Origin of the sequence: Pseudodesulfovibrio sp. 5S69 (genome assembly GCF_037094465.1) — a bacterium.
In the GTDB taxonomy this organism is placed as follows: Bacteria; Desulfobacterota; Desulfovibrionia; order Desulfovibrionales; family Desulfovibrionaceae; genus Pseudodesulfovibrio; species Pseudodesulfovibrio methanolicus.
The window spans coordinates 2,915,629-2,931,169 of record NZ_CP146609.1; the positions used below are offsets into that span (position 1 = coordinate 2,915,629).

Genomic DNA, 15,541 nt, shown 5'->3' on the forward strand with positions numbered 1-15,541 from the left:
AATGTTTCGTTTTCGTCCGATGAAACTACGCTGCCTCGGGGGTTGCGCGCAACCCCCGAACGAGACTGTTTTTCGGACTGCGCCCGAAGGGGTGCACGAGAGGTATGGAACGCGCCCGTGCTGGCGCAATCGGATTAATTTATGGAGGAATAACCTATGAAAGTGTCGACGTTCAAAACCGCCGGCAAATTCTCCCTGCTTGTTCTCTCTCTGCTGGTCGCCGCCCTCATGCTGGTCGGCTGCAGCGGCGAAGAGAAGAAAGAGGCAGCCGAGAAAGCCGCCCCCGCTGCCCCTGAAAAAGTCACCCTCAAGCTCGCCATGGATGCCGACCCGGTGTCCCTCGATCCCCATGTCCAGCTGTCCGGCGGCATGCTGCAGTACTCCCACCTGGTCTTCGACCCGCTGGTTCGCTACGACAAAGACATGAATTTCGTGCCCCGCCTTGCCGAGAGCTGGGAACGCATCGACGACCTGACCATGCGCTTTCACCTGCGCAAGGGCGTCAAGTTCCATTCCGGCAACGATTTCACCGCCAAGGACGTGGTCTTCACCCTGGACCGCCTGAAGAAGTCCGACGACTACAAGGGTCTCTTCGAGCCCTTCACCGGCGCCGTGGCCGTGGATGACTACACCGTGGACCTGGTCACCAAGAAGCCTTACGGCCTGGTGCTGAACATGGCTACCTACATCTTCCCCATGGACTCCAAGTTCTACACCGGCACCGACGACAAGGGCAAACCCAAGGATGCCATCATCAAGACCGATTACTCCTTTGCCAACGAGAACGAGTCCGGCACCGGTCCCTTCGTGGTCACCAGCCGCGAGCAGGGCGTGAAGACCGTCTTCACCCGGTTCAAGGACTACTGGAACAAGGACACCGGCAACGTTCAGGAGATCATCCTCTCCCCGATCAAGAATGACGCTACCCGCACCGCCGCCCTTATGTCCGGCGACGTGGACTTCGTCATGCCCGTGCCTCCGCAGGACCTGGACCGCATCCGTTCCACCGACGGCCTGCAGCTCGTGACCATGTCCGGCTCGCGCATCATCACCTACCAGCTGAACGAAAAGCGCAACCCGGCCCTGGCCGACCCCAAGGTCCGCCTGGCCATGGCCTACGCCTATGACAACCAGGGCGTGGTCGAGAAGATCATGAACGGCTTCGCCACCGCGGCCGGCCAGATGTCCCCGCAGGGCTACGTCGGCCATGTCGATTCCCTGGTGCCCCGCTTCGACCTCGACAAGGCCAAGGCCCTGATGGCCGAATCCGGCTACCCCAACGGTTTCGAGGCGACCATGATCGCCCCCAACAACCGCTACGTGAACGACGAAAAGATCTCCGAGGCCTTCGCCTCCATGATGTCCAAGATCGGCATCAAGATCTCGCTGAAGACCATGCCCAAGGCGCAGTACTGGGATCAGTTCGACGCCCAGGTGGCCGACATTCAGATGATCGGCTGGCACTCCGACACCGAGGACTCCGGCAACTTCTTCGAGTTCCTGTCCATGTGCCGCAACGCCGAAACCGGCTACGGCCAGTACAACTCCGGCAACTACTGCAACGCCAAGGTGGACGAACTGACCCTGGCCGCGCAGACCGAGACCGATCCGGCCAAGCGCGCTGCCGACCTGCAGGAAGTCGAGGAAATCCAGTACAACGAAGCGGGCTTCATCCCGCTGCACTGGCAGAACCTGTCTTGGGCCTCCAAGTCCAACATGAACACCGAAGACATCGTGAACGTCATGAACTTCCCGTACTTCGGCGATCTGGTCATCAATTAGCGTTCCGGCGACTTGCATTAACCGTAAAATAACAATAAAGGGGAACCCCGGCCTCGCCTGGGTTCCCCTTTCATACAAAAGAACGGCCCCGAAGCCGGAACTGTTGCGGTCCTCCCGAGCCCGGCCCACAATCCTGTGGCCGGAGAACATAAACGTTAACGAGCCAACATGTTTGCATTCACCGTAAAGCGAATCCTGCAAGCCGTGATCGTCATGCTGATCATCAGCTTCATCGGATTCGCCATCAAGCACAACTTCGGCGATCCGATCCGCGACCTTGTGGGGCAGCGGGTCACGGCGGCAGAGCGGGCGCAAATCCGCGAACGCCTCGGCCTCAACGATCCGTTTCCGGTGCAGTACGTGCGCTTTTTGCGCGACGCCCTGCACGGCGACCTGGGCCAGAGCTATTTCTTCAAGAAGCCGGCCACCGAGGTCATCGTCAAGAAGGCCCCGGCCACCCTGGAGCTGGTCTTCTGCGCCGCGCTGATCATCGTGGTCCTGTCCATCCCGCTCGGTATCTACTCGGCCATCCGGCCCAAGAGCTTCTTTTCCCGGTTCGTCATGGGCGGGTCCATCGTCGGGGTGTCCATGCCCGTTTTTCTCACGGCCATCCTGCTCATCTACATCTTTTCCGTGGAGCTGCACTGGCTGCCGTCCTACGGACGGGGGCAGACCGTGCTCCTGTTCGGCTGGTGGGACTCCGGCCTGCTCACGGCGGACGGGCTCAAGCACCTGATCATGCCGTCCATCGCCCTGTCCTCCATCATGCTCCCGCTGTTCATCCGGCTCATCCGCTCCGAGATGATGGAGGTCCTGGAGAGCGAATACGTCAAGTTCGCCTGGGCCAAGGGCATCAAGCCCTGGCGCGTCTGGATCGTCCACGCCTTCAAGAACACCCTGCTCCCGGTCATCACCGTGGGCGGCGTGCAGCTCGGCATCATGGTGGCCTTCACCATCCTGACCGAGACCGTCTTCCAGTGGCAGGGCATGGGTTCCATGTTCATCGAGTCCGTGGAGCGGTCCGACACCTCGCTCATGGTCGCCTACCTGGTCTTCGTGGGCATCGTGTTCGTGCTCGTGAACACGCTGGTGGACATCATCTACGGCCTGGTCAACCCCACGGTCCGCGTGGCAGGGAGGCAGTAGCATGAGAACCCGCTGGCAACGTTTCAAAGAATCCTACATGCTCTACAGCTTCCTGCGCGACCCCATGGCCGTGACCTGCTTCGCCATCCTGGCCGTGCTGGTCTTCACAGCCTTTGCCGCGCCGATCATCGCCCCGCACGACCCGTACAACACCAAAACCATCGACATCATGAACGCGCAGGTCCCGCCCGTGTGGGAACACGGCGGCAACGCGAGCTTCCTGCTCGGCACCGACGCCCAGGGGCGAGACATGCTCTCGACCATGCTCTACGGCATGCGCGTGTCCATCATCATCGGCATCGGCGCGGTCTGTCTCCAGGCCTTCATCGGTATCGTGGTCGGCCTGCTCTCCGGGTACATCAAGCGGCTGGACAACATCCTCATGCGCATCGCCGACGTCCAGCTATCGTTTTCGACCTACATGGTGGCCATCTTCATCGGCGCCATCGTCCAGGCCGCCTTCGGCGTGGCCGGATATGACGAGGTGGCCGTGCCGCTGATCATCGTCATCATCGGCCTGGCCGAATGGCCGCAATACGCCCGCACCGTGCGCGCCTCGGTGATGGCCGAACGCAAGAAGGAATACGTGGAGGCGGCCCGGGTCATAGGCCTGTCCAAGACCCGGATCATGTGGCGGCACATCCTGCCCAACACCCTCTCCCCGGTCCTCGTCATTTCCACGGTCCAGGTGGCCAACGCGATCATGAGCGAGGCGGCCCTGTCCTTCCTGGGACTGGGCATGCCCGTGACCAAGCCCTCGCTGGGATCCCTGATCACCGCCGGTTTCGAGTACATCTTCTCCGGCTCCTGGTGGATCACCATCTTCCCCGGCATCCTGCTGGTCACCCTGATCCTGGTCATCAATCTCCTGGGCGACTGGGTCCGGGACTTCCTCAACCCCAAACTCTACAAGGGGTAAGGCGTGGAAAAACTCATAGACATCAAGAACCTGCGCGTGGACTTCGAGCTGCGCTCCGGCAGGGTCCGGGCCGTGCGCGACGTCAGCCTGGTCATAAACAAAGGCGAACGCCTCGGCATTGTCGGCGAGTCCGGCGCGGGCAAATCCGTGCTCGGCTTCTCGCTCATCAACCTCATCTCCAAACCCGGCAGGATCACCGGCGGCCAGATACTCTTCGACGGCCGGGACCTGACCAAGCTCAACGACGACCAGATGCGCCACATCCGAGGCAACGAGATCTCGATGATCTTCCAGGACCCCATGATGACGCTGAACCCGGTGCTGACCATCGGCACCCAGATGAAGGAGACCATCCTGGCGCACATGAAGGTCTCGGACAGGGAAGCCGAGGCCATCTGCCTGGACAAGCTGCGCAAGGTCTACATCCCTTCCCCGGAAAAACGGCTCAAGCAGTACCCGCACGAGTTCTCGGGCGGCATGCGCCAGCGCATCGTCATCGCCATCTCGCTGTTGACCAACCCCAAGCTGATCATCGCGGACGAGCCCACCACGGCGCTCGACGTGACCATCCAGGCCGAGATCATGGACCTCCTCCTGGAACTGTGCGAGAAGGAAAACATGGGGCTCATCCTGATCACCCACGACCTGGCCGTGGTCTCCGAGGTCACCCAGCGCATCGCCGTGCTCTACGCGGGCAAGGTGGTCGAGCTCGGTGCAGCCGACCAGCTCATCAGCAACCCGCAGCACCCCTACACCAAGGGGCTCATCCAGGCCCTCCCGCAGATGGCGGGCGGCGAGCGGAGGCTCAACCAGATTCCCGGCATGATGCCCTCCCTGCTGAACATGCCCAAGGGCTGCCCCTTCGAGCCGCGCTGCACGGTCTGCATGGACCGCTGCAAGACGGAAATCCCCAAACTCCATGAACTCGAGAACGGGACGCAGGTTGCCTGTTTCATGTCCGAAGGAGGCGAATAACCATGAGTGCCATCCTCGAAGTCAAGGACATCGACAAACACTTCGACATCTCCGGCTCGGTCATCGACCAACTCCGGTTCACCGGCGGCAAGATCAGCCGCAAGAAGACCGTGGTCAAGGCGGTCAACAGCGTCTCGCTGGACGTCGAGGCGGGCGAGACCCTGAGCGTGGTCGGCGAGTCCGGCTGCGGCAAGTCCACCCTGGCCCGCACGGTCATGGGCTTGTACCGCCCCAACAAGGGCGAGATCCACTACCGGGGCGCGCGCATCGACAACCTCAGTTCCGGCAAGATGCTCCCCTACCGGACCAAGATGCAGATGGTCTTCCAGGACCCGTACGCCTCCCTGAACCCGCGCATGACCGTGCGCCAGATCCTGGAGGAGCCTGTCCGCTTCCACAACCCGGACATGAACCGCGACGAGGTCCGTGACCGCGTGGCCGAAGTCATGTGCCAGGTGGGCGTGGACCCGGTCTGGGCCACCAACTTCCCGCACGAATTCTCCGGCGGCCAGCGCCAGCGCATCTCCATCGCCCGCGCCCTGGTCCTCGACCCGGAATTCATCGCGGCCGACGAGCCCATCGCCGCGCTGGACGTGTCCATCCAGGCCCAGATCCTCAACCTGCTCATGGATGCCCAGGAGCAGCGCGGACTGACCTACCTGTTCATCAGCCACGACCTGAGCGTGGTCGAACACATCTCCAGCCGCGTGCTGGTCATGTACCTCGGCTGCGTCTGCGAGCTGGCCACGGCCAGGGAGCTGTTCACCAGCCCGAAGCATCCCTATACTCAGGCTCTGCTGTCCGCCATTCCCCGGCTCGGCGGCAAGGCCGGGGGACACGTCAAACTGTCCGGCGATGTGCCCACGCCCATCAACCTGCCCACCGGCTGCGTCTTCCATGGCCGGTGTCCGCACGCCAACGAGCGCTGCTCCCGGGAAATCCCCAAGCAGCGAACCCTCGACAACGGCACCGTGGTCGCCTGCCACGGCGTCGAGGAAGGCCGTATATAGGCCTCTGGCGGCCGGGGGAAGGGGAGAGGGAAACACTTTAAAAAGGGTTGTCCCTCTCCCCTTCCCCGGCCCCCGGCCCTCCATCCCTCTCTCTTCCCAAACTTTTTGTGGCCTCTTCGCGGGGTGGGCCAGCGATTTGTCGTTGAATAAAAACACGGCGCACTCTTTGGAAGTGCGCCGTTTTGGTTTCGCTATGTTCCGGCGGGCTAGATGATGAAGTGCTCTTTGAGCTCGCTGACCACCTTGTCCCGATCCAGGGGCTTGACGATGTAGATGGACGCCCTGGTGTTGAAGAACGCCTTGTCCACACTGGTGTCGTCGACCACACAGGTGATCATGGCCAGCTTGAAGCTGTCGGACTCGGACACGCCGTCCTTCTTCTCGCGCGCACGCATCAATTCCGCCGCCTGGTGCCCGTCCATGCCGGGCATCAGGACATCCATGAGGACAACGTCGTAGGGGCACCCCTCGTCCCGTGCCCTCGAAAACATCTCCACCGCGCACTCGCCGGTCGCAGCCGTGACGCACTCCCCGTAGGGGGCCAGGATGACCTGCAGAAAGAGATATATGCTCTCGTCGTCGTCGACGATCAGGAACCGCACGCCGCTTCCAGCGCTTGTGTCGTTCTTAGAGATCGATGCCGTACTTTTTGAGGGCCGCCATGCCGCCGTGAATATTGGTCACATCCTTGTAGCCCTTCGCATCGAGCATGATCTGCGCCTCGTAGGAGCGTGCCCCGGTGTTGCAGACCAGCACGATGGGCCGGTCCTCGGGGATTTCGTCCAGACGGTCGTAAATTTCGCCCTGCGGGACGTTGTGCCAGAATTCCGGGTTGCGTTCCACAAACGGGTCGGCGTCGCCCTTTTCCCGGCAGTCCAGGAAGAAACAGGCGTCCTTGTCGCGATTGTCCCACAATTCCTTGAATCCGGCCGGACCCACGCCGCGGTTGATGCCCGCGAGGGCATTGTCCGCCAGGTTGGCCAGGCTGTTCAGGATGTCCATGGCCGCGGCAAACGGCGGGGAATAGGCCAACTCCATATTGGACACGTCGTCGATGGTCGGGGAAGACTTCAGGATGGCGGCCACCGCGTTGATGCGGCCCACCATGGCATCGCCCGAGGAGCCGAAGCCCTGCACGCCGAGTACGCGTCGGGTGGGCTTGTCCACAACCATCTCCAGCGTCATGAGCTGCTTGGTCGGGTAGAAATGCGCCCGGTCCAGTTGGATGAGCAACACGGACATGGCGTCGAAACCGGCCGCCTTGGCCGAATCCAGGCTCAACCCCGTGCCCGCCATGGAGGTCTCGAACAGCTTGACCACGAACGAGCCGACCACGCCGTCGAACTTGGCCGATCCGCCCGCCAGGTTGGAGCCGATGATGCGGCCCTGGCGGTTGGCCATGGAACCCAGCGGCAGGAAGGCGTCCTTGCCGGTGACCAGGTTCGGAACGATGCAGCAGTCGCCGCCCGCATAGATGTCCGGGTCGTTGGTGCGCATGAACTCGTCCACATATACACCGCCGCGCTCGTGCACGGCCAGTCCGGCTTCCTTGGCGATGTCCGAGTTGGGGACAACGCCCGCCGAGATGATCACGGCGTCCGCATCGAGCACTCGCTCGCTGGTGATCACGCGCTTGACCACGCCGTCCTCGCCCTCGATGGCCTTGACGGTCTCGCCGAAATAAAAGGATACCCCGTTTTCCTCCATGTGCTTGCGGCCCATGGTGGCCAGAGTCGGGCTGACCAGGCGGGGCATGATCTGATCCATGATCTCCACCACCGAGGTCTCCACGCCCCACATGTCGGCGAACGCCTCGGCCATTTCCAGGCCGATGAAGCCCGCGCCGATGATCACGGCGTTGCCTACCTCGCCCTTGGAGATGGCCTCGCGGATGCGCGTGGCGTCGCCGGGGTTGGCCACGTAGTTGACGCCCTTGAGATCCTCGCCGGGCAGCCCCAGCCTGCGCGGGGAGGCGCCGGTAGCGATGACCAGCTTGTCATAGGAAATGGTTTCTTTCTCGCCGGTCTGGACGTTCTCGACCTCCACGCACTTGTTCTCGCGGTCGATGCGCGTGGCCTTGGTCAGGATGCGGACATCAACCCCCTTGACTTCCTTGAAGAATTTGGGGTCGCGGACCATATGAAAGCTGGTGGTGCACAACTCGGAGGCGTCCGACACGTCGCCGGACACGTAATAGGGAATGCCGCAACCGCCATAGGAGATCATGGCGGTCTGGTCGATCATGGTAACCGTGGATTCGGGTTCCAGCCGCTTGAAACGGCAGGCAGCCTTGGGCCCGAGGGCCACGCCGCCGATGACAACAATGTGCTGAGACATAAAACTCATCCTTGGTATCTTGAGCCGCGGGCGTCCCTCGCGCCCGCCGCGTTACTTCAGGAACGAAGCGATGGACTTGCCGAGCCGCTTGATGCCCTCTTCGATCCGAGCCTCGTCCGAATTGGAAAAGTTCAGGCGCAGGGTGTTCTCGCCCGAGCCGTCCACATAAAACGGCCTGCCGGGCACGAAGGCCACCTTGTCCCGAATGGCCATGTCCAGAAGCTCCATGCTCGAACAACCCTCGGGCATGGTCGCCCACAGAAACATGCCGCCCTCCGGCCTGGTGATGACCACGCCCTCCGGGAAATACCGGCCGATCATCTCGACCATGCATTCCCGCTGGCGGCCGTAGCGGTCCTTGATCAGGGCCACGTGGGACTCGATGTCGTTGGTCTCCAGGTATCGGCGCATGATCGCCTGGGCCACGGTGGAGGTATGCAGGTCGGCCGCCTGCTTGGCGATGACCAGCTTGTCGTAGATATCCTTCTCCGGAGCGACTACCCAACCGATGCGGAAACCCGGCGCGGCGATCTTGGAGAACGAGCCGCATAGCAGCCCCTTCTTTTCGCAGAAGGAGAAAACGCTCGGCAGGTCCTCGCCCAAAAAGCGCAGTTCGCCGTAGGGGTCGTCCTCCACGAAAAGCACGCCGTACCGGTCGGCCAGGGCCGCCACGCCCTTGCGCTTCTCCAGGGAGTAGCTCACGCCCGACGGGTTCTGGAAGTTGGGCACCGCGTAGAAGCACTTGGCCCCGTCCTGGAAGGCCGCCTCCAGTTCAACGAGGTTCGGCCCGTCGTCCTCCAGGGAGATGGGGACGAATTCGGGCTCGAACAGCGAGAACGCCTGGATGGCCCCGAGGTAGCCGGGCCGCTCGATGACCACCTTGCTGCCCCGGTCCATGAAGACTTTGCCGCAGATATCGAGAATCTGCTGGGAACCGGTGGTCACCAGGACGGTGTCCGGGTCCACGGTCAGGCCGCGCTTCTCGTACCGCTCGGCGATGATGGCACGGAGCCCCGCATCGCCCTCGGTGGTCGAATACTGCAGGGCGTTCGCCCCGATGTCCGTAAAGACCTCGTGGGCGGCCGCATCCATGGCGGCGACGGGGAAGAGTTCGGGGTTGGGCAGGCCGCCCGCAAAGGAAATGATTTCCGGGTCGGCCGTGACTTTCAGAATTTCCCGGATGAACGAGCGGTGAACGGTACTCATCCTCCGGGCGAAATGTTGGGACATGATTTTCTCCTTCAAGCCATTTGGGATACTCTGAAAGCGGCCCCCTTGCAAGGGGATGCGCCTGTCACAGACGGGAAAATCCACGCAACGGCGAAGGGTTCCGGCGCACAAAAAAAGAGGACCGGGGATCAATCCGGTCCTCAGGGGCAAGAAGAGGAGAATATGCATGTACCATGCGGTCCGGCCGTCACGTGCCCGGACAGGAAACGCTCCGCCCGGCAGCAACGGCAATTGCAAATTAAAAATAACTATTATCGGAAAAGAGTCAAGCCCAATATATAGAAAGCCCCGGCGAAGAGGCGGACGGCATGGACGCGAAACGGCGGCAATGCAGCGCGGGCCACGTTCAGGCCCTGCGCCGGCCCGACATCGACGAGGCGGACCTGTTCGCGTCCACTGAACTCGGGGCGGCGGACCATCTGGCGGGCCCGGGGTTGCGAGCGGAGGACTTCACCGTCTATTCCCCTTCGACGATGAGTCTCGGTACTTCGCCTTCAGCCGCGATACCGACGACCGCCTGATCCACCGGTTCAACAGAACGCAACAAAAGATCAGGGCCACCGGACCGCAAGGCCTGAGCCGTTTCGACAGTATGTTCGCCGACTAGGCGTGAAGGACGATTCCGCGGGAAGAGACGAGGAAAGAGTCAGCTAGGCCTGACGGATACGAAACAATGGAGAAAGGGGCCACGGGGCCCCTTTTGCATTATTCCTTATCCGGAGACCAATTCGGGTCGCGATATTTGTCGGGATTGTAGAGACGCCAGTCGGAACCGTCATCATACTTTTCGTCCGCACCGGGATACGGAGTGTAGATGTTGTCGTTCTTGCTGGCTTCTTCGTGGTTTTCCACGTTCTCAAAGTATGCATGTTCCATGATAAACCTCTGGTATCCTGGACTAAAACCTCCCCGATGCGGTGTGCTTATCGGGGCGGGGCGCCCTGCGTCCCGCCCCCTTCGTGAATCAATTACCCGACCGTGTCAAGCCTCGGTTTGACGTATAATTCGCCGCCGTGGCAGTCGTTGATGACCAGCAGCGGGAAATCCTTGACTTTCATTTTGCGCACAGCCTCGGGGCCCAGTTCCTCGAAGGCAATGACCGTGGATTCCACGATGGAGTTGGACAACAACGCGCCCGCCCCGCCCGTGGCCCCGAAATAGACGCCCTTGTATTCCTTCATGGCCGCCTTGACCTCATCGGAGCGTTTGCCCTTGCCGATGGACGCCTTCATGCCGAGCGAATGCAGCCTCGGGGCGTAGGTGTCCATGCGGTAGGAAGTGGTCGGTCCGGCCGAGCCGATGGGCCGGCCGGGAGGAGCCGGGCTCGGCCCCACGTAATAGATGGCCGAGCCTTCCAGCTCGAAGGGCAACTCCTTGCCCGCGTCCAGCAGCTCCACCAGCTTCTTGTGGGCCGCGTCGCGCGCAGAATAGATGGTCCCGGACAGGAAAACCACGTCCCCGGCTTTGAGCTGCTCAATGTCCTCGTCCGTCAGCGGCGTGTTCAGCTTGTATTCGGCCATTACAGTACGACCTCCTCGTGCCGCTGGGAGTGACACTGGACATTGACCGCCAGCGGCAGGCTGGCCAGGTGGCACGGTTCCAGGGTGATCTTCACGCCGAGCACGGTGGTCTTGCCGCCCAGGCCCATGGGGCCGATGCCCAGCGCGTTGAGTGCCTCTTCCAGTTCCTTTTCCATGGCCGCGATCTTGGGGTCGGGATGGACGTCGTCCAGCTTGCGCAGCAGGCCGCGCTTGGCGATCTTGGCCGCGTGCTCGAAGGTCCCGCCGATGCCCACGCCGATGATGGTCGGCGGACACGGGTTCGGACCGGCCTCGGCCACCCGCTCGATCACGAACCTCTTGATGCCCTCCCAGCCCTGGGCCGGAGCGAGCATGGTCACGCGGGACATGTTCTCGGCCCCGCCGCCCTTGGCCATGTAGGCGATCTTGAGCTTGTCGCCCGGGACCATGTCGAAATGGATTATCGCCGGGATGCCGTCACCGGTGTTGGCCCGGGTCAGCGGGTCGCAAGCCGACTTGCGCAGATACCCGTCCGCGTACCCCTTGCGTACGCCCTCGTTGATCAGGTCGCGCAGGTTGCCCCCGACCACCTTGCAGTCGTCGCCGACCTCCACAAACAGTACGGCCAGGCCGCAGTCCTGGCACAGCGGCAACTTGGTGTCGCTCGCCAGGTCCGCGTTCTCCAGCAACTGGCGCAGGACCTCCACTGCCGAGGGGGAATCCTCCGCGGCCATGGCCTGCTCCAGCTTCCGGCGCACGTCCGCGGGCAACACCGTGTTGCCCCGCATGCACATCCCGGCCACGGCCTCGATGACATCCTTTCCTTGAATCTCTCTCATTCGGTTAGCCTCCGATTGATGCCTCCGGCGGCCAGAGGGGAAACTTTTGAAAAAGTTTCCCCTCTGGACTCCCCTTCAAAACTTTTTATCGCTCGCTTCGCTCGAAGCCGTGCGAACGCATTGATAGGAACCTCACCCTTTACCTATTGAAAAGCCCCGCACAACGACCCGACCTCCCGTCCCCCTCCACCGCGAAGCGGCACCAAAAAGTTTAGGAAAATGAGGGGATGGGGGTCCGAGGGAAGGGGAGGAAAGAACCCTTTTCAAAGGGTTTTTCCTCCCTTTCCCCCGGCCGCCGGAGGCATACTACTTACTAAACAAACGCTTTATGGAAGTAATGCCCATTTTGCGTCGCAGGAAGCCGAGCTGGTTTTGCAGCGGCAGGTGTTTGGGGCAGACGTCTTCGCAGGCCAGCAGGCCCATGCAGCCGAAGATACCCATATCATTGCCGATGATCTCGTAGTAGTCGCGGTCGGTCCGCTGGTCGCGCGGGTCGATGAGGAACCGGGCCACGCGGTTGAGCGCGGCCGCGCCCATGAAGTCCTCACGCAATCGGGCGGTGCCGCAGGCGGAGATGCAGCAGCCGCACTCCACGCACCGTTCCAGTTCGTAGATGGCCACGGCGTCCTTGTTGTCCATGCGCTCTTCGAGCGCGGTGGGATCGAACGCCTTGTTGGTGTGGATCCACGATTCGGTCTTGGTGTACATCTCGCGGAACCATGTGCCGGTATCCACGGACAGATCGCCGACCAGCTTGAAGATCGGCAGGGGCAGGAGCGTGATTTCGCCCGGCAGGTCTCGGGTCTTGGTGTGGCAAGCCAGGCCCGGACGGCCGTTGATGACCATGCCGCAGGAGCCGCAGATGCCCGCCCGGCAGCAGAAGTCGAACTGCAGGGAGGGGTCCTGCTCCTCGCGGATGCGGTTGAGCGCGATGAACAGGGTCATGGAGTCGGTCTCTTCCAGGACGAACTCCTGCATGTGCGGCGCGGACTGCTCGTCTTCGGGATTGTACCGAAAGATGTTCAGTTTGAGTAATCTGGACATGGTCTATTCCTTCTTGTCGTCGGCGCTGATGATTTTCGCATGGCCGTAGCCGCGGTCGCCCGGCGGAATCTCCACCACGGTGGAGGCCGGCTCGTATTCGAGGGTCGGCAGGGTATCCTCGGGCTTCTTCCAGTAGGCCAGAGTCCGGGTCAGCCAGTCGCGGTCGTTGCGCGCAGGATAGTCCTCGCGGTTGTGCGACCCGCGCGATTCGGTGCGCATGAGCGCGCCGTAGGCGACCATCAGAGCGAGCTTGACCTGGCCTTCGAGCTTGAGCGCGGCGGCCAACTCGGGGTTGACCCCCTTGCCGTTGGAGCGCAGCCCGATCTTCTTGGCCCGGATCAGCACCTCCTGCAGGTCGGCCACACACTTTTCGAGGCCCTCCTGGGTGCGGAAGATGTTCGCGCCCTTGTGCAGGGCGTCCTGCATGGCAGAGCGGACCTTGTAGACGTTCTCGGAACCGTCGCGGCCTTCGATCAGCGCGTCGATGCGGGACCGCTGCTTCTTGACTTCGTCGTTGATCAGCCCGGTCTTGAACTCGGCCTCGCTGCCTTCAAGATATTCGGCGATCTTGCGTCCGATGATCCCGCCCGCGACCACGGTCTCGGCCAGGGAGTTGCCGCCCAGCCGGTTGAAGCCGTGCATGTCCCAGCAGGCGGCCTCGCCCGCGGCGAAAAGTCCCTTGAGGCCGTAGGCCGCGCCGTCCTTGTTGGTGCGCACGCCGCCCATGGAATAGTGCTGGGTCGGACGCACCGGGATGAGCTGGTGGATGGGGTCCACGCCGAGGAAGGAGGTGCAGATCTCGTAGACCTCGCGCAGCTTGCCGGTGATGTGCTCCTTGCCGAGGTGGCGGATGTCGAGCCAGAGATGCTCGCCGTAGGGCGACTTCACGCCGTGGCCCTCGCGCATGTGGTGGGTCATCCAGCGGGAGACCACGTCGCGGGAGGCCAGTTCGGCCTTTTCCGGCTCATAGATGTTCATGAACCGTTTCTCGTCCACGTCGAGCAGGGTGCCGCCGTCGCCCCGGCACCCTTCGGTGACCAGGATGTCGGTGGGCACGATGCCGGTGGGATGGAACTGGACCGCCTCCATGTTGCCCATGGGCACCAGTCCGGTGGCCACGCACATGGTGTGCGCCCCGCCGTCGCAGATGACCGCGTTGGTGGTGTTCGGATAGATGCGCCCGAAGCCGCCCGCCGCGATCATGGTCGCCTTGGACAGGTAGACGCGCAGCTCGCCCGTACGCAGGCAACGGGCGACCACGCCGAAGCAGGTCTCGCCATCCTGGAGCAGGGCGATGGCCTCGGTCTTGTCGTGGACCTCCACGCCCTTCTCGGCGCAGCGGTTGTCCATGGTGCACATGACCGCGTGGCCCGTGCCGTCCGAGGTGTAGCAGGTCCGCCACTTGGCCGTGCCGCCGAAGGAGCGGGCCATGATCAGCCCTTCCTTTTCCTCGGCCTCGACCTTCTCGAACTGCTTGCCGCCCTTGTAGTAGATGGACTTGCCCGGAACCACGCGGTTCCACGGCACGCCCCAATGGGCCAGGCGGCGCATCTCGATGGGCGCGGTATCCGCGAACAGGCGGGCGACCTCCTGGTCGCAGCCCCAGTCGGAGCCCTTGACCGTGTCCGCGAAATGGACATCCGGGCCGTCGCCCTCGCCCATGACGGAATTGCCCAGGGACGCCTGCATGCCGCCTTGGGCGGCGGAGGAATGGGACCGGCGAGCCGGCACCAGGCTCAGGCAGATGGCGGAGAATCCGGCTTCGGCCGTTTCCACGGCCGCGCGCTCGCCCGCCAGACCCGCTCCGACAACAAGAAAATCGGTGTAGATAGTCTGCATGGCAAATTCTCCGTTAGTTGATGCTCAAAAACAGGAAGCGGATCAGGGTGATCAGCCCGATGGCGATGAACATGCCGGTCAGCATGTTCTCCCCGCGCTTGAACTTGCCCCGCTCCCGGTCCGTGATGAATCCCCACTTGACCCCGATGCGGTAGAAGCCGATGCCCACGTGCAACTCGGCCAGGGGGAGCAGGAAGAAATAGAACACGGCCCAGAATCCGCTCTGGACGCGGGCGGCGGACTTGGCCGCCGTGATGGGCAGGTCGGTCAGGACCACCCACATGTGGATGGACCCCATGACCAGGATAAGCATGGCGGAAACGATCTGGACCACCCACAGCCAGGTGTCCCCGTGATGCATCATCCGGGCGTGCTGCCAGATGGTCTTCTGGCCCTCGGCGCGGAAGGGAATCTTCCGAGCGGCCAGGACGAAATGGAGCAGAAAGCCGAGAAAGATGAGCGGACCGCCCACCTGGGCCATATACGTCGCCTCGAAGAACCCGGCGATGGCGTTCATCAGCCGAGGGCTGATGACGACGCTGGAAACCAGCAGCATGTGACACCACATGAACAAAATCAGGCTGGCGCCGGTCAGCATTTGCAGCCAATCCAACGCGCCGTCCCACTTGCCGGATTTGCCAGCCGGTGCGTAACTTATGGACATTCATTCCTCCGTTTGGTTGTACCCAGAAGCACCCTAGACAATCGTTTGCCAACGTAGTCTTGAAAAAAGAAATTTGTCAATATCTCCAACCCCATCTCAACGGCTCTTCCCCCCCGTCGCAGCCCGCCCATCCGGGAAAAAAGGCTTTGATTGCACGGTCAAATAGCCGCTTCGGCCATGGACGCCTTTTTTCGCACCGGCTCGAAAAAAAACACTTCCGGAAGCCTAAGGCCGCC

At 62.4% G+C, this 15,541-nt stretch carries 15 protein-coding genes; 6 read left to right on the forward strand and 9 right to left on the reverse strand.

From position 1 onward, the window contains the following. The first annotated feature begins 156 nt into the window (after positions 1-156). The 5 genes from V8V93_RS13950 to V8V93_RS13970 all read left to right on the forward strand — a co-directional run bounded on the left by V8V93_RS13950 (position 157) and on the right by V8V93_RS13970 (position 5,832). The gene (locus tag V8V93_RS13950; RefSeq protein ID WP_338667200.1) at positions 157-1,782 is read left to right on the forward strand and encodes an ABC transporter substrate-binding protein; all 1,626 of its coding nucleotides are present in this window, start codon (positions 157-159) and stop codon (positions 1,780-1,782) included. A 168-nt stretch (positions 1,783-1,950) separates the two neighbouring features. After that, a complete protein-coding gene (locus V8V93_RS13955) occupies positions 1,951-2,928 on the forward strand; it encodes an ABC transporter permease (protein WP_338667201.1) in 978 nt (325 codons plus the stop codon). Position 2,929: 1 nt separating this feature from the next. Next, positions 2,930-3,847, forward strand: a complete 918-nt coding sequence (locus V8V93_RS13960; protein WP_338667202.1) for an ABC transporter permease — start codon at positions 2,930-2,932, stop codon at positions 3,845-3,847. Between the two features lie 3 nt (positions 3,848-3,850). Further along, positions 3,851-4,822, forward strand: a complete 972-nt coding sequence (locus V8V93_RS13965; protein ID WP_338667203.1) for an ABC transporter ATP-binding protein — start codon at positions 3,851-3,853, stop codon at positions 4,820-4,822. 2 nt (positions 4,823-4,824) lie between these two features. Continuing rightward, the gene (locus V8V93_RS13970; RefSeq protein WP_338667204.1) at positions 4,825-5,832 is read left to right on the forward strand and encodes an ABC transporter ATP-binding protein; all 1,008 of its coding nucleotides are present in this window, start codon (positions 4,825-4,827) and stop codon (positions 5,830-5,832) included. Between the two features lie 206 nt (positions 5,833-6,038). On the opposite strand, the gene V8V93_RS13975 is transcribed toward V8V93_RS13970, so the two are convergent. The 3 genes from V8V93_RS13975 to V8V93_RS13985 are packed head-to-tail and all read right to left on the reverse strand — an operon-like array spanning position 6,039 to position 9,399. After that, positions 6,039-6,434 carry a response regulator gene (locus V8V93_RS13975; RefSeq protein WP_338667205.1) on the reverse strand — a complete coding sequence of 132 codons (396 nt, stop codon included), beginning with the start codon at positions 6,432-6,434 and terminating at the stop codon, positions 6,039-6,041. Between the two features lie 25 nt (positions 6,435-6,459). Continuing rightward, positions 6,460-8,169: an FAD-dependent oxidoreductase gene (locus V8V93_RS13980; RefSeq protein WP_338667206.1), complete on the reverse strand. Its 1,710-nt coding sequence runs from the start codon at positions 8,167-8,169 to the stop codon at positions 6,460-6,462. Between the two features lie 51 nt (positions 8,170-8,220). Further along, positions 8,221-9,399: a PLP-dependent aminotransferase family protein gene (locus tag V8V93_RS13985; RefSeq protein WP_338667207.1), complete on the reverse strand. Its 1,179-nt coding sequence runs from the start codon at positions 9,397-9,399 to the stop codon at positions 8,221-8,223. Between the two features lie 308 nt (positions 9,400-9,707). Between V8V93_RS13985 and V8V93_RS13990 the strand changes: the two genes are divergently transcribed. After that, positions 9,708-9,920 (forward strand): hypothetical protein, encoded by a 213-nt coding sequence (locus V8V93_RS13990; RefSeq protein WP_338667208.1) that lies wholly within the window; start codon positions 9,708-9,710, stop codon positions 9,918-9,920. 184 nt (positions 9,921-10,104) lie between these two features. Here the strand turns inward: V8V93_RS13990 and V8V93_RS13995 are convergent, their stop codons facing one another. The 6 genes from V8V93_RS13995 to V8V93_RS14020 all read right to left on the reverse strand — a co-directional run bounded on the left by V8V93_RS13995 (position 10,105) and on the right by V8V93_RS14020 (position 15,305). Continuing rightward, positions 10,105-10,275 (reverse strand): hypothetical protein, encoded by a 171-nt coding sequence (locus tag V8V93_RS13995; protein ID WP_338667209.1) that lies wholly within the window; start codon positions 10,273-10,275, stop codon positions 10,105-10,107. Between the two features lie 92 nt (positions 10,276-10,367). Further along, complete coding sequence (locus V8V93_RS14000; protein ID WP_338667210.1) at positions 10,368-10,919, reverse strand: Fe-S-containing hydro-lyase; 552 nt, start codon at positions 10,917-10,919, stop codon at positions 10,368-10,370. Further along, positions 10,919-11,758, reverse strand: a complete 840-nt coding sequence (locus V8V93_RS14005) for a fumarate hydratase (protein ID WP_338667211.1) — start codon at positions 11,756-11,758, stop codon at positions 10,919-10,921. Before V8V93_RS14005 ends, V8V93_RS14000 begins: the two co-directional genes overlap by 1 nt. 306 nt (positions 11,759-12,064) lie before the next feature. After that, the gene (locus tag V8V93_RS14010; RefSeq protein WP_338667212.1) at positions 12,065-12,802 is read right to left on the reverse strand and encodes a fumarate reductase iron-sulfur subunit; all 738 of its coding nucleotides are present in this window, start codon (positions 12,800-12,802) and stop codon (positions 12,065-12,067) included. A 3-nt stretch (positions 12,803-12,805) separates the two neighbouring features. Further along, positions 12,806-14,641 (reverse strand): fumarate reductase flavoprotein subunit, encoded by a 1,836-nt coding sequence (locus tag V8V93_RS14015; RefSeq protein ID WP_338667213.1) that lies wholly within the window; start codon positions 14,639-14,641, stop codon positions 12,806-12,808. A 13-nt stretch (positions 14,642-14,654) separates the two neighbouring features. Continuing rightward, entirely contained in the window at positions 14,655-15,305 is a 651-nt protein-coding gene (locus V8V93_RS14020) for a succinate dehydrogenase/fumarate reductase cytochrome b subunit (protein WP_338667214.1), read from the reverse strand. Positions 15,306-15,541 lie beyond the last annotated feature (236 nt).

Excerpts from the sequence above, each read along its gene's own strand:
- V8V93_RS13950 (WP_338667200.1), top strand. The coding sequence starts at position 157 with ATGAAAGTGTCGACGTTCAAAACCGCCGGCAAATTCTCCCTGCTTGTT.
- V8V93_RS13955 (WP_338667201.1), top strand. The coding sequence starts at position 1,951 with ATGTTTGCATTCACCGTAAAGCGAATCCTGCAAGCCGTGATCGTCATG.
- V8V93_RS13960 (WP_338667202.1), top strand. The coding sequence starts at position 2,930 with ATGAGAACCCGCTGGCAACGTTTCAAAGAATCCTACATGCTCTACAGC.
- V8V93_RS13970 (WP_338667204.1), top strand. The coding sequence starts at position 4,825 with ATGAGTGCCATCCTCGAAGTCAAGGACATCGACAAACACTTCGACATC.
- V8V93_RS13980 (WP_338667206.1), bottom strand. The coding sequence starts at position 8,169 with ATGTCTCAGCACATTGTTGTCATCGGCGGCGTGGCCCTCGGGCCCAAG.
- V8V93_RS13985 (WP_338667207.1), bottom strand. The coding sequence starts at position 9,399 with ATGTCCCAACATTTCGCCCGGAGGATGAGTACCGTTCACCGCTCGTTC.
- V8V93_RS13990 (WP_338667208.1), top strand. The coding sequence starts at position 9,708 with ATGGACGCGAAACGGCGGCAATGCAGCGCGGGCCACGTTCAGGCCCTG.
- V8V93_RS13995 (WP_338667209.1), bottom strand. The coding sequence starts at position 10,275 with ATGGAACATGCATACTTTGAGAACGTGGAAAACCACGAAGAAGCCAGC.
- V8V93_RS14000 (WP_338667210.1), bottom strand. The coding sequence starts at position 10,919 with ATGGCCGAATACAAGCTGAACACGCCGCTGACGGACGAGGACATTGAG.
- V8V93_RS14005 (WP_338667211.1), bottom strand. The coding sequence starts at position 11,758 with ATGAGAGAGATTCAAGGAAAGGATGTCATCGAGGCCGTGGCCGGGATG.
- V8V93_RS14010 (WP_338667212.1), bottom strand. The coding sequence starts at position 12,802 with ATGTCCAGATTACTCAAACTGAACATCTTTCGGTACAATCCCGAAGAC.
- V8V93_RS14015 (WP_338667213.1), bottom strand. The coding sequence starts at position 14,641 with ATGCAGACTATCTACACCGATTTTCTTGTTGTCGGAGCGGGTCTGGCG.
- V8V93_RS14020 (WP_338667214.1), bottom strand. The coding sequence starts at position 15,305 with ATGTCCATAAGTTACGCACCGGCTGGCAAATCCGGCAAGTGGGACGGC.